The sequence below is a fragment of the Bradyrhizobium frederickii genome (assembly GCF_004570865.1).
Taxonomy (GTDB): domain Bacteria; phylum Pseudomonadota; class Alphaproteobacteria; order Rhizobiales; family Xanthobacteraceae; genus Bradyrhizobium; species Bradyrhizobium frederickii.
The window spans coordinates 305,832-317,441 of the sequence record NZ_SPQS01000009.1; the positions used below are offsets into that span (position 1 = coordinate 305,832).

At 65.4% G+C, this 11,610-nt stretch carries 12 protein-coding genes and 1 riboswitch; of the genes, 4 read left to right on the forward strand and 8 right to left on the reverse strand.

What is annotated here, in order from left to right; all coding sequences use genetic code 11:
* The first annotated feature begins 91 nt into the window (after positions 1–91).
* A complete protein-coding gene (locus tag E4K64_RS18270) occupies positions 92–493 on the forward strand; it encodes an SRPBCC family protein (RefSeq protein ID WP_135164745.1) in 402 nt (133 codons plus the stop codon).
* 113 nt (positions 494–606) lie between these two features.
* Positions 607–1,083 carry a hypothetical protein gene (locus tag E4K64_RS18275; protein ID WP_167772093.1) on the forward strand — a complete coding sequence of 159 codons (477 nt, stop codon included), beginning with the start codon at positions 607–609 and terminating at the stop codon, positions 1,081–1,083.
* Between the two features lie 96 nt (positions 1,084–1,179).
* On the opposite strand, the gene E4K64_RS18280 is transcribed toward E4K64_RS18275, so the two are convergent.
* From E4K64_RS18280 to E4K64_RS18295, 4 genes are all read right to left on the reverse strand, one after another.
* Positions 1,180–2,619, reverse strand: coding sequence for an MATE family efflux transporter (locus E4K64_RS18280; RefSeq protein ID WP_135164747.1), 1,440 nt, complete (start codon positions 2,617–2,619; stop codon positions 1,180–1,182).
* A gap of 230 nt (positions 2,620–2,849) precedes the next feature.
* A complete protein-coding gene (locus E4K64_RS18285) occupies positions 2,850–3,902 on the reverse strand; it encodes a hypothetical protein (protein WP_135164748.1) in 1,053 nt (350 codons plus the stop codon).
* Between the two features lie 104 nt (positions 3,903–4,006).
* A complete protein-coding gene (locus tag E4K64_RS18290; protein ID WP_135164749.1) occupies positions 4,007–4,423 on the reverse strand; it encodes a PAS domain S-box protein in 417 nt (138 codons plus the stop codon).
* A gap of 260 nt (positions 4,424–4,683) precedes the next feature.
* Entirely contained in the window at positions 4,684–5,805 is a 1,122-nt protein-coding gene (locus E4K64_RS18295) for a 2'-deoxycytidine 5'-triphosphate deaminase (RefSeq protein WP_430642510.1), read from the reverse strand.
* Between the two features lie 95 nt (positions 5,806–5,900).
* A riboswitch (SAM riboswitch) is annotated at positions 5,901–5,980 on the forward strand.
* A gap of 74 nt (positions 5,981–6,054) precedes the next feature.
* Here E4K64_RS18295 and E4K64_RS18300 point away from each other — a divergent pair.
* On the forward strand, positions 6,055–7,242 hold the full coding sequence (locus tag E4K64_RS18300) for an O-succinylhomoserine sulfhydrylase (protein ID WP_167772095.1): 1,188 nt from the start codon (positions 6,055–6,057) through the stop codon (positions 7,240–7,242).
* Between the two features lie 138 nt (positions 7,243–7,380).
* On the opposite strand, the gene E4K64_RS18305 is transcribed toward E4K64_RS18300, so the two are convergent.
* The 3 genes from E4K64_RS18305 to E4K64_RS18315 are packed head-to-tail and all read right to left on the reverse strand — an operon-like array spanning position 7,381 to position 10,421.
* A complete protein-coding gene (locus tag E4K64_RS18305) occupies positions 7,381–8,373 on the reverse strand; it encodes an SGNH/GDSL hydrolase family protein (RefSeq protein WP_135164752.1) in 993 nt (330 codons plus the stop codon).
* Positions 8,374–8,385: 12 nt separating this feature from the next.
* The gene (locus E4K64_RS18310) at positions 8,386–9,165 is read right to left on the reverse strand and encodes an SGNH/GDSL hydrolase family protein (protein ID WP_135164753.1); all 780 of its coding nucleotides are present in this window, start codon (positions 9,163–9,165) and stop codon (positions 8,386–8,388) included.
* Positions 9,165–10,421 carry an OpgC domain-containing protein gene (locus E4K64_RS18315; RefSeq protein WP_135164754.1) on the reverse strand — a complete coding sequence of 419 codons (1,257 nt, stop codon included), beginning with the start codon at positions 10,419–10,421 and terminating at the stop codon, positions 9,165–9,167. The genes E4K64_RS18310 and E4K64_RS18315 overlap by 1 nt, the downstream gene beginning before the upstream one ends.
* Positions 10,422–10,618: 197 nt before the next feature.
* On the opposite strand from E4K64_RS18315, the gene apaG reads away from it, so the two are divergent.
* Entirely contained in the window at positions 10,619–11,011 is a 393-nt protein-coding gene (apaG, locus tag E4K64_RS18320) for a Co2+/Mg2+ efflux protein ApaG (RefSeq protein WP_164718924.1), read from the forward strand.
* Between the two features lie 416 nt (positions 11,012–11,427).
* On the opposite strand, the gene E4K64_RS40875 is transcribed toward apaG, so the two are convergent.
* On the reverse strand, positions 11,428–11,610 hold a 183-nt coding region (locus E4K64_RS40875; RefSeq protein ID WP_209311934.1), incomplete at its 5' end, for a hypothetical protein.

Sequence of the window (11,610 nt, forward strand, 5' to 3'; positions counted from 1 at the left end):
CGCCCACCACCTGTTGCCATCGAGAAAAATCGTGGGCACGGCGCTGCGCGCCTTTGCCCACCCTACGAATGCTGCATTTGAGGAACCTCCCATGGCCTCCATCCACAACGATATCCCCCTACCCGCCCCTGCGCGCGACGTCTGGGACGCGGTGCGCGACTTCGGCGCGCTGCATGAACGGCTGGTGCCCGGCTTCGTCACCGCCTGCACGCTCGACGGCGATGCGCGCATCGTCACCTTCGCCAACGGCTCGGTGGCGCGCGAGGTGCTGGTCGATTGCGACGACGCGCGGCGGCGTCTGGTCTACGCCATCAGCAACGAGCGTCTGAAACACTACAGCGCCTCGGTGCAGGTGATCGCCGACGGCGAGACGCGTTGCCGCCTGGTCTGGACCATCGACATGCTGCCGAACGAGCTTGCGTCTTACGTTCAGGGACAGACCAGGGACGCCGTCAGCGCGATGCGAAAGGCGTTTCCACCTGCCGCGGCCTGACCGCCCTCTGTGAGTTTTCTCACAGAGCTCCGCCCTCGCCGGCCGCAATCATGGTCGCGTGCGTCCGGTTGGCTCCGCTCTCCCGGCGGGGCTGCGCACGCGAGGAGCATGCCATGAGAGGTGCGGACAAGGTGATCTGCCAGGCAGCCGCCGTGCTGCTGCTGTTTTCGGTCGCAAGCACGCCTGCGAAGGCGCAGTTCGCAGGATTCGGCGGAGGCGGCGCCGGCGGCGAGGACATGATGACCCAGATGGCGCCGATGCTGGAGATGATGAAGGCGAAGATGGGCAAGCGCCGCTTCGCCATGATGATGCAGACCATGGGGCCGATGATGAGCCGCATGATGGAGAATGGCGGCGGCGGGCTTGGTGGCATGATGGGCGGCGGCTTCGGCGCGCCGAATTACGGCGGCTACATGCCGATGGGCGGCAGCGGCTATATGCCGACCGGGCTCGGCGGCATGGGCGGCGGCGACATCATGGGCATGCTCGGTGGTGCCGGCGGCGGCGACATGATGGCGATGATCCCGCAGCTGATGCGGCTCGCCAATGCCGGCGGCGGCAGCGGCCATCGCCGTCACAAGCATCGCTAAAGCATGATCCGGAAAAGTGCGCAGCGGTTTTCCGAAAAGATCATGCTTAAACAACAACCTAAAGCGCGATGACGATTCATCCAATCGCATCGCGCTTTAGTCGGTGGCACCCGATAGCGCTGGTCTGATCGCGGGCGTGCTCGCGCGCGGTCCCCAGCGCGTCAGCACGACGCTGGAGGATGAGAGCAGGCCGAGCACGACCATCGAGCTCGCGGCCAGCCAGAAAAAGCTCTGCGCGGTGGCCTCATGGGTCGACAGCCACCAGCCGACGGCCGAGATGTAGACCAGCCGCGCCGTCTGCGCCAGCACCGGCCCGATCACCTTGGCCGCGCCTTGCGAGGAGAAATACATCGTCGTGGCGATGCCGAAAAAGGCGTAGAACGGCCCGACCGTCGAGAGATATTGATGGCTCGCCGCGCGCACGGCCGCGCTGTCGGTGAAGATGTCGATCCAGAGATCGGGGAACATCGCAACGACGCAGGCCGGCGCGCCGACGGCGACGAAGGCAGCCGCACTGGCAATCCAGGCGATGCGCCGGGCGCGCGCGACGTTGCCTGCGCCGATCGCCATCCCGACCATCGGCACACAGGCGATGCCGAACGAGAACGCGATCGAGGTCAGCAGGAATTCGAGCCGCGCACCGATACCGTAGCCGGCGAGGATCGTGGTGCCGAACTGCGCCAGCATGTGGGTGAAGATCGAGATCGTCAGCACCGATTGCAGCGGCGAGAAGCAGGCGATGGCGCCGACCTTCAGGATGTCGAAAAACATCGCCCATTGGATGCGCAGGCCGCGCAGCTTCGGTGTGACGCGCGCGCGGCCGGAGAACAGGTACCAGCCCATGATGCAGATGTTCATGGAATAGGCGATCAGCGCGCCCGCCGCGACGCCGCGCATGCCGAACTGCGGCACCGGGCCGAGCCCGAGGCCGAGCGCGCCGCCGAGCACGATCTGCCAGGCCGCGGAGTTGAGGATCAGGAACGAGGGCAGCTTCATGTTGCCGGTGCCGCGCAGCACGCCGGCCATGGTGTTGAGCAGCCAGGGCAGCACAGCGCCGCCGAAAAACACCTGCGTGTAGGCGACCGCATGCGTCAGCACATCGCCGCGGCCGCCGAGCATCTCGAGCACTTTGGGGCCGAAGATCAGCATGCCCAGCATGAAGACGAGGCCGAAGCTGATGCCGATCAGCATCGCGTGCGCGGCGAGCGTGCCGGCGCGCTCGCGATCGCCCGCACCGAGCGCGCGTGCTATGGCGGACGCCACCGCGCCGCCCATGGCGCCGCCCGACATCGTCATGGTCAGGATGATGGTCGGGAACACCAGCGCCATCGCCGCCAGCGCCTCGACGCCGAGCCGGCCGATATAGGAGGTTTCCGCGATCACCGTGCAGGTGCCGGCCGACAGCGCGATCGCGTTGGGCCAGGCGAGGCCGAGCAGCGTGCGCAGGATCGGCCCGTCGGTCAGCGCGCTTCGCACCGGCGGCGGCGGCAGCGGACGCTCTTGCTCATCGACCGGGATTTCGGCGATGTCGGACATGTCCTCTCCGGGCTCGGGCGCCCTTTGCGGCGCGGCAATGCATGGGTGTGGCAATCAATTTGTTCGCGCGGCGCGCGCCGGGAGGCTTGTTAGCACGGCCATGGCCGATTGCTCCTGCGCCTGATGCAGGCGTGCCCTGCGGCAGCGCATTTCGATGAATGGAATTGGGACTCTCTCATCTCCCGCTCCCCGCAAGCGGGTCGAGGTGGTAACCGCGGCGGCACTGCCGTCTATGCAATCGTCCAGACCAGCGGCGGGCGGCCACCAGCGGCGGGGCGCATATGCACGGCGATATGCCGCCCGCAGCCTGCGGCGAGGCCTTCGAGCAGCCCCTCCAGCACCTTGGCGCAGGCCGGGTGATAGTCGGCGACGTCGTCCATCAGCTTCCACGTCTGCTGGCGAACCTCGAAGGCGCCTTCGGATCGTGCGGCCTCAACCGCATCACCCTGCGCAGCAAGCAGCGCGTCCACGAACGCGGCGAATTCGCCTTCCCCGCCGCGGCTCATCGCCAGCGCGGCGGCGACGTCGTCAAAGTATTGCATCCCGATCAGCTTGCCGGTGAGGTGCAGCAGGTAGCCGGCGTCTTCAGGACCGAACAGCTGCACCATGACCGGCGCCGCGGTGCGCACATATTCCATCGCGTAATTGCGATAGGCTTTTTCCAGGCGCGGTTTCGGCCAGCTTGCGACGGGAAGCGCCGGCGCCGTCTTCGCATCGAACAGCGGCGCTTCTAGGTGGCGTGCGAACACCAGCCGCTGGTCCAGCTCGAGCGGATGATCGTATTGGTGGTAGTATCCTTCCAGCCCGTCCTGGCCGTCGACGCTCTGCTTGGTGCAGACGAAGCCGAGCCTGAGATCGCCGAGGGCTGCGCCATTGTTGGCGTGCCAGCCGCGCAGCATCGCACGCGAGACCTCGCCGGGCACGCCGCAGATCGCGGTGCCCTTCCAGATCCAGCGCGGCGGCGGATAGCGGATCCAGGCCTTGGTGTCGCTCTCGTACATGTATTCGACATGCACGCCGCCGATCCAGTTGGAGAGGTAGTGATATTGCGCGGCCGCCACCGCCGGCGGCAGATGATCGATCCCGAGCTTCCTCAGGCCCGGCAGGAAACGCTCCTGCTGCTGGCGGCGAAACACGCGGAAGACGAACTCGGCGGCGTCAGCCGTGCCGCGCCGTGTGACGACGGTGAGGATGAGGCCGGTGAAATAAGCGTGATAGAGGTCGGCGACCGCGCGCCAGCGCTGCCATTGGGCTTCCTGCGCGGCGTCCAAAGCGGCGGCCATGTTCGCTCCCGATCATTGTTTCGATCGAGTGTGTCACCACGCCTTGCGGCAGGCAACATCACGCCCGTGCAGGGTGCCCTGCGCGGCCGCCCGCCAATTCCGCATCACGAAGTTTGCGGCGGCGCCTTGGCGGCGCGCTCACGCTCGACCCGTTCGGTGACATCGCGCGCCATCGCCACGGACCCGAGGACGTTGCCGCCGGAATCCCGCACCAGGGCGAACGTCATCTCGATGTAGAGCTTGCGTCCGCTCTTGTGCAGTGCGCGAGTTAGCGTCGGCTTGCCCGCAAGCTTCATGCTGCCGCTGGCGAGCGCGGCCTCAAAACCCTTCCAATGCGCGGCGCGCAGATGCTCGGGAATGATCAGGTCGAGATTCTGGCCGAGCGCTTCCGCAGCGGAGAAGCCGAACAGGGCCGTCGCAGCACCGTTCCAGCGCATGATCGTGCCCGAGCGATCCGAATAGATCAGCGCATCCGCGACGTTTTCAGCGATCCTTGCGTCGAGTTCGGATGGATTGCTCATGTCATTTCCTTCGCCATATTCCGCGAGCGTGCCTGGCACTCCGACACACATTCGGTGTCATCGCCCGCCTTGTGCGCACTTGCGCACTGGGGCGGGCGATCCAGTATTGCAGAGGCCGCGGTGATTGAGCCGATAGGCCGCGGCGTACTGGATGCCCCGGTCCCGGCTCCGCCAAGGCTACGCCGAGGCCCACGGAGGTGCTCGGCGCGCCGAAGCTTCAGCGAAGGCGGCAAGCCGGGGCATGACAGTAGGATGTGCCGCTACACCCGAAAATGCTTCGATAGTTTGAGGCCCTGCGCCTGATAGTTCGAGCCGATGCGCTGGCCGTACATCGCGTCGGGACGGGCCAGCATCTTCTCGTAGACGAGACGGCCGACGATCTGGCCGTGCTCGAGGATGAACGGCACTTCGCGCGAGCGCACCTCCAGCACGGCGCGCGAGCCCAACCCGCCGGCGCCGGCATAGCCGAAGCCGGGATCGAAGAATCCGGCGTAATGCACCCGGAACTCGCCGACCAGGGGATCGAACGGCACCATCTCCGCGGCGTAGTCGGGCGGCACCTGCACGGCTTCCTTCGAGGCGAGGATGTAGAACTCGCCGGGATCGAGGATCAGGCTGCCGTCGGGACGGGCCGACATCGGCTCCCAGAAATCCTCTACCGCGTAGCCGGAGCGGCGATCGACGTCGACGACGCCGGTGTGGCGCTTGGCGCGATAACCGACGAAACCGCTCGCTTTCTCGCCGGATAGGTCGACGGAGACGGCAACGCCACCCGACAGATCGGCATCGTCGACATCGACGAGACGCTCGGCGGCGTGCAAGCCGTCGAGCTCGTCGGCGTTGAGGATGGCATCGCCGGTGCGGAAGCGGACCTGGCTGAGGCGCGAGCCCTCGCGCACCAGCACCGGGAACGTCTTCGGGCTGATCTCGGCATAGAGCGGGCCGTGATAGCCGGCGCCGATCATGTCGAAGCGGCGGGTGCCATCGGCGATCACGCGGGTGAAGACGTCGAGCCGCCCGGTGGAGCTCTTGGGGTTCGCGGCCGCGACGATCTCCGGCGGCAGCGCGAGGCTTTCCAGCAGCGGCACGATGTAGACGCAGTTGGTCTCCAGCACCGCGCCGTCGGCGAGGCTGAACTCGTGCAGCTTCAACTCGTCGATGCGCTCGGCGACGGTGGCGCCGGGACCGGGCAGGAAGCTGGCGCGGACGCGATAGGCGATGTCGCCGAGACGCAGATCGAGGCTCGCCGGCTGGATCTGGCTCTCGACGAAGTCATAGGCGGGCAGGATGAGGCCCGCCTCCGCCATCGCCGCGATCATGCGGTCGGGCAGGATACCATTGGCGTCGGGCGCGACCGTGAACGTCAACCGGGGGGTCCTCATCAGGGTCAAATGCATCCGGACATGCCGGAAATACAAGTCTTTTACGGCTATCCGATGGACGCCTTGACGGAAAGGGCATTGCCGAATATGAGCATCACTTATCCCGTGGTGATTTGAGCCGGCCGGCTTGCAGCCACGTTAAATAAGTCGCTAAACAGGCCGGGGACCTCTGTGATCCCGGCCCGTGGAGATATCCAGGCCGGTTTTTTTGTGACCGTTTTCGCATTCACGGTCATGTCGGAGGGTCCTATGTCGAAGTCGCCTGCTGCTTACCGCCCCGAAACCCGCCTGGTTCATTCCGGCACCCTGCGCTCGCAATATGGCGAGACGTCGGAGGCGCTGTTCCTGACCCAGGGCTATGTCTACGACACCGCCGAGCAATGCGAGGCGCGGTTCAAGGGCGAGGACCCCGGCTTCATCTATTCGCGCTATTCCAATCCCACCATCGCGATGTTCGAGCGCCGCATGATCGAGCTCGAGGGCGCCGAGGCCGCCCGCTCGGCGGCGACAGGCATGGCTGCGGTGACGACCGCGATCCTGGCGCCGCTCAAGGCCGGCGATCACGTCGTCGCCTCCCGCGCGCTGTTCGGCTCGTGCCTCTACGTCGTGCAGGACCTGTTGCCGCGCTACGGCATCGAGACCACGCTGGTCGACGGGCTCGACCTCGACCAATGGCAGCGCGCGCTCCGGCCCAACACCAAGACGTTCTTCCTGGAGAGCCCGACCAACCCGACGCTCGACGTGCTCGACATCCCCTCGATCGCCGAGATCGCGCACAAGGGCGGCGCGCGGCTCGTTGTCGACAACGTGTTCGCAACCCCGATCTGGCAGAGCCCGCTGGCGCTCGGCGCCGACGTCGTGGTCTATTCCGCGACCAAGCATATCGACGGCCAGGGCCGTTGCCTCGGCGGCATCATCCTGTCCTCCGAAGCCTTCATCGCCGAGCACATCCACAATTTCATGCGCCAGACCGGCCCGTCGATCTCGCCGTTCAACGCCTGGGTCCTGCTCAAGGGCCTGGAGACGCTGGCCGTACGCGTGCGCGCGCAGACCGAGACCGCGGCGCGCATCGCCGAGGTGCTGGCGAGCCACCCGAAGATTTCGCGGCTGGTCTATCCCGGCCGCGCCGATCATCCGCAGGCGGCACTGGTGAAAAAGCAGATGCGCGGCGGCTCGACGCTGGTCGGCTTCGAGGTCAAGGGCGGCAAGGCGGCGGCGTTTCGCGTGCTCAACGCGCTCAAGCTTGCGAGGATCTCGAACAATCTCGGCGACGCCAAGAGCCTCGTCACGCATCCGGGCACGACGACGCATCAGCGCCTAAAGCCGGAAGACCGCGCCGCCCTCGGCATCGGCGAAGGCTTCATTCGCTTTTCGGCGGGGCTCGAGCATGCCGATGATCTGATCGAGGATCTGACGGCAGCGCTGGAGCAGGCGTAGGCGGCGAAGGTCTCGTAGGTGGATTAGCCCTGCGACTGCGCGAAGCGCAGTTCGCACGGCGAAATCCACCAACTTCGTTCGGCATTCGTTGATGCATGGTGGGTTACGGCTTCGCCTAACCCACCCTACGGCACCTCGTCACATCGGCCGATACGTCCGCACGTCCACCGGCACGTTGACGCCGAGCCTGATCTGGCCGACCGAGCGGATGATGTCGTCGCCGAGCAGCTGGGCGAAGCAGGCATAGCCCCAATCGTTCATGTGCAGGCCGTCGGCGATCACGAAGCCCTCGACCGGAATGGCCTGCTTCTCATGCCAGTCACGCATCACCTCGAAACGCGGGAAGATTCCGACGTGACGGAGCTCGGCGACCTTGCTGAGCAACTTCACCATCTTGCCAGCGCTCTCGGCGCGCTGGTTGACGGCCGGCGAATATTGCGGATCGACCAGCACGATGTCGGCGCCGCCCGCGGCCTGGATGCGGCTGATGCCGTCCTCCACCATCTTGGCGGTCTCGCCGGGATCGAGATTGCGCAGCACGGCGTTGGTGCCGACCTGCCAGATCACGAGGTCCGGATGCACGTCGATCACCTGCGTCTGAAGGCGCTTCATCATCTCGGGCGCGTCCTCGCCGCCGACGCCGGCATTGATGACGCTGATGTCGGCGGTCGGATAGTGCCGGCGCAGCTGCGCGGCGAGACGATTGGGGTAGTTGAACTCCGGCGAGCTGGCACCGAAGCCTGCGGTCGACGACGAGCCGAACGCGACGATGACGACGGGCTTGCCGGCGACGAGCTTGCCCGCGACATGCGGCAGTGAGCCCATCGCCTTCGAACCGTCCTTCGGCGACTGGCAGGGCACACGGTTGAAGATGTCGCTGGCGGATTTGGCGACCTGCTTCACCTTGTCGATGGCGCGCGATGTGACACCGCGCTGCTCGGGCGAGGTCGCGGCGACGGTGGCCTGGGAGGGCGACGCGGGAGCGGGATCAGCCGACTGCGCGGGGGCGGGTGTCGCCTGTGCGGCTGCCGTCTGGGCATGCGATTGCGAGGCGGGCATCAGCAACAACAGCGCTGCGGCTGCAGGCGCGGCCAGCCATGCCGTCAGGCAAAAAGGGCGGAGAGAACTCATTAACGCTAGACCTCAATTTTGCTGCTGGGCCGGCTCCAGACGGGCTGCGTCGAACACGAACTGTGCCAACGCCCGGCCAAGGCAGTCATGGACCTGCTTCGCCAGCTCGGGCCCGCGGGACGGGCTGAACAGGTCGAACTGACCCTGGTCATTCCACTGCCGCATGATCGCGAAGCGATCGAACAGCGGGATGTCGTGCTCCTGCGCCACCACCCGCATGTTGTCGAGATAAGGTGGCGCCGAGATCATGGTCTCCGTACGCGGGCTGTATTGCAAGTTCATCAAGACGACGTCGGCCCCTGCCTTTTGCAGTGCAACAACCCCCTCGGTCACTGCGCTACGAAATTCGTCGGGATCAATGGATCGGATAGCATCCACGGTCCCGGTCTGCCAAATCACCAAATTAGGCGTTTTTGCTTCCATCAGCTTAACGAAGGTGGACGCGGTCTCCTCTGCCGTCTTCTTGCTCTGTATTTCTACGGAGACGTGTACCACCTCGGACGCCGGCAGCTTCTCCTTGAGGATTGCCTCCATTCGCGCCGGATAGGAGCTGCTCTCCGAGGACGGAATCGTGGTCGAGCGGCTGCCGATGACCAGGATGTCGAGCGGCTTGCCGGCCTTGAGCGCATCGGCGACCTTTGGCAGCCGGCTTTCGCTGGTGAGCAGATAGGACGGCAGTTCGCAGGCTGCGGGCGCATTGGAGGCGGCAGGCGCAGCATCGCCCGCGCGCGCCACAGGCGCGGCGAGGCTACCGCATAGCAGGATCAGGCTCAGGAGAACCTTCGCCTTCATCAGCCCCCTCCCGCCAGATCGGCATTGCCGACGGCGTTTTTGGTCTTCGCACCGCTCTTGTCAGCCACGCGCTTGTACCACGAAATCACCCAGGCTACGCCCCACATGATCAGCACCCCGGAGAGACTAATTAGCGCATGCATGACCGCGCCGCCGGAGACTTCGGCGAGGATGAAATGGCCGGCAAAGGCCAGGAAGACGCCGAGGCAGAAGATCTCGAGGGAATGCTGCCCACATAGAATCAATGGGCGCAGCCAGCGGGATTTCAAGCCCGGCCAATCCCGGGGCAGGAAGCGCACGGTGAGCGCCGCCAGCGCCAGGAAATGCGTGAAACGCAGCACGTCCAGATCGGTCTTGTCGATCGGATACATCCACTGCTCGATTCGCTTCGGCATGAACTGGGAGAGCTGCGGCACGTACCAGGTCAGCGTCACGTAGAACGCCGCGACGAGATAGGCGATCGAGATCCACATCGTCACCGGCGAAGCCAGGATGCGCGACATCCGCCGCGCACCTCCGAGCGCGCACCATGCACCGAACACGAACAGCAATTGCCAGGCGAAGGGATTGAAGGCCCAGAAGCCGTTCGGATAGGCCGACAGATAGAGATCATACTCCCAGGTCACCACGTAGAGCCCGACTGACAGGCCTAGGGTGACGTCCGGCCGCCATTTCATCGACCACAGGATCAGCGGCAGGGCCAGCATCAGCACGATGTAGAGCGGCAGCACGTCCATGTTGACGGGTCGGAAGCGGAGCAGCAGCGCCTGCACGATGGTGACGTCGGGCTGCTTGAGGAAATCCATGATGCCCATCTCTTCGGTGTAGAGCGGGTTCTCGAAGCTGGTCGCGACGTAGGAGATTTCGGCGAGGAAGATCGTGAACAGGAAGACGTGGGCGACGTAGATCTGCCAGACCCGGCGCAGGATGCGCGCGGTGGCGATGACGACGCCGCTCTCCAGCATCGCCCTGCCGTAGACGAAGGCGGCGGTGTAGCCGGAGATGAAGATGAAGATCTCGGTGGCGTCACTGAAGCCGTAATTGCGGATCGTGAACCAGGTCAACAGGCTGGACGGCAGATGGTCGATGAAGATCAGCCACAGCGCGAGCCCGCGGAACAGGTCGAGCCGAAGCTCGCGTTCGCCGATGGCCGGCAGCGTGATGGCCGGCGCCCGCGCGCGCGGCTTGGTCCCTGCGGGTCTGGCCTCCGCGGTCCCTGCGATCGTCGATCCCGTCACTTGGTCGGCAATGGTCATCGGGGGCCTAGAAACCCTTCCGCTAAACGCGACGTTGAAAGAATGTAAGGGTCCCGCCGCCGTCTCGCAAAGCGGCCCGGATCATTTAAGAGAATCTCCCTCTGGGGTGTCCTTCCCTTCGAATTCTGGCGGGACGATGTCGCCAAAGCCGTCTGTGGCGTTTGGTTCCCGGGACGGATTTGGCTATTATAGCAACCATGTACCGCGCCGTGACCCGCCAGATCGAAGTAACCGTCGAGCCGAACTTTGTTCCGGAGCAGTCGTCGGCCGACCGCTCGCGCTATTTCTGGTCCTACACCATCGTCATCACCAATTCGGGCGAGGAGACCGTGCAGCTCAAGACGCGGCACTGGATCATCACCGACGCCTCCGGCCGCCAGCAGGAGGTGAAGGGCGAGGGCGTGGTCGGCGAGCAGCCGATCCTGGCCCCCGGCGAGCGCTTCGAATACACCTCGGGCGTCCCGCTCTCGACCGCCTCCGGCTTCATGACCGGCCGCTACCAGATGGTCAGCGAAAGCGGCGAGCGCTTCGAGATCGACGTGCCGGCGTTCTCGCTGGACAGCCCGGACAGCAAGCGGGTGTTGAATTAGGGGACCTCGCCGTCGTGTCCCGGCTCTGCGCTGCGTCCGGGCACGGAGCTGAGTGGCGCACGCTCTCCCAACGACGCCATTGCGAGAGACTGAGTGTGAGGCGGCAGCCTGTTCTCCAAGGAACGCTGTCATTCCCCGCGAAGGCGGGGAATCCAGTACGCCGCGGCTTCTCGGTTCAATCGCGAGCTTCTCTGGAATACTGGATCGCCCGGTTGAACCGGGCGATGACAATGAGTGTGTGGTGACAGACGTGACTCGTCAGCCTCGCGGCTTAATTCACCCGAGCTTTGCTTGCGTCTCCACCCTCTCAAAGCCAAGAGGGCGCAGGGAAGGCCGGGTGCCAGCTCGCACCCGCGGTCCGCTGCGCGAAATGCACACGCAGAAAGAACCGCACAGCAGCATACAGGTGTGGCCAATCACTCGGCCTTCCCTGCGCGGTGGTCGGACGGCTTATGCCGTGCTCTCCCGGGAGCCGAACTTTCCTTCTGGCCTCCCTCGCCGGTCGAATTGGCGATGCCGTCCACCCGGTTGGGCTCGCGCGCATCTTCGATCCGGCTTGACCGTAGCAACGACGGCCAGGACCACACGGTTTTGCCGTA

What these genes read in the sequence shown, in the direction of transcription:
- E4K64_RS18270 (WP_135164745.1), top strand. Translation starts at nt 92, where the DNA reads ATGGCCTCCATCCACAACGATATCCCCCTACCCGCCCCTGCGCGCGAC.
- E4K64_RS18275 (WP_167772093.1), top strand. Translation starts at nt 607, where the DNA reads ATGAGAGGTGCGGACAAGGTGATCTGCCAGGCAGCCGCCGTGCTGCTG.
- E4K64_RS18280 (WP_135164747.1), bottom strand. Translation starts at nt 2,619, where the DNA reads ATGTCCGACATCGCCGAAATCCCGGTCGATGAGCAAGAGCGTCCGCTG.
- E4K64_RS18285 (WP_135164748.1), bottom strand. Translation starts at nt 3,902, where the DNA reads ATGGCCGCCGCTTTGGACGCCGCGCAGGAAGCCCAATGGCAGCGCTGG.
- E4K64_RS18290 (WP_135164749.1), bottom strand. Translation starts at nt 4,423, where the DNA reads ATGAGCAATCCATCCGAACTCGACGCAAGGATCGCTGAAAACGTCGCG.
- E4K64_RS18295 (WP_430642510.1), bottom strand. Translation starts at nt 5,805, where the DNA reads ATGAGGACCCCCCGGTTGACGTTCACGGTCGCGCCCGACGCCAATGGT.
- E4K64_RS18300 (WP_167772095.1), top strand. Translation starts at nt 6,055, where the DNA reads ATGTCGAAGTCGCCTGCTGCTTACCGCCCCGAAACCCGCCTGGTTCAT.
- E4K64_RS18305 (WP_135164752.1), bottom strand. Translation starts at nt 8,373, where the DNA reads ATGAGTTCTCTCCGCCCTTTTTGCCTGACGGCATGGCTGGCCGCGCCT.
- E4K64_RS18310 (WP_135164753.1), bottom strand. Translation starts at nt 9,165, where the DNA reads ATGAAGGCGAAGGTTCTCCTGAGCCTGATCCTGCTATGCGGTAGCCTC.
- E4K64_RS18315 (WP_135164754.1), bottom strand. Translation starts at nt 10,421, where the DNA reads ATGACCATTGCCGACCAAGTGACGGGATCGACGATCGCAGGGACCGCG.
- apaG (WP_164718924.1), top strand. Translation starts at nt 10,619, where the DNA reads ATGTACCGCGCCGTGACCCGCCAGATCGAAGTAACCGTCGAGCCGAAC.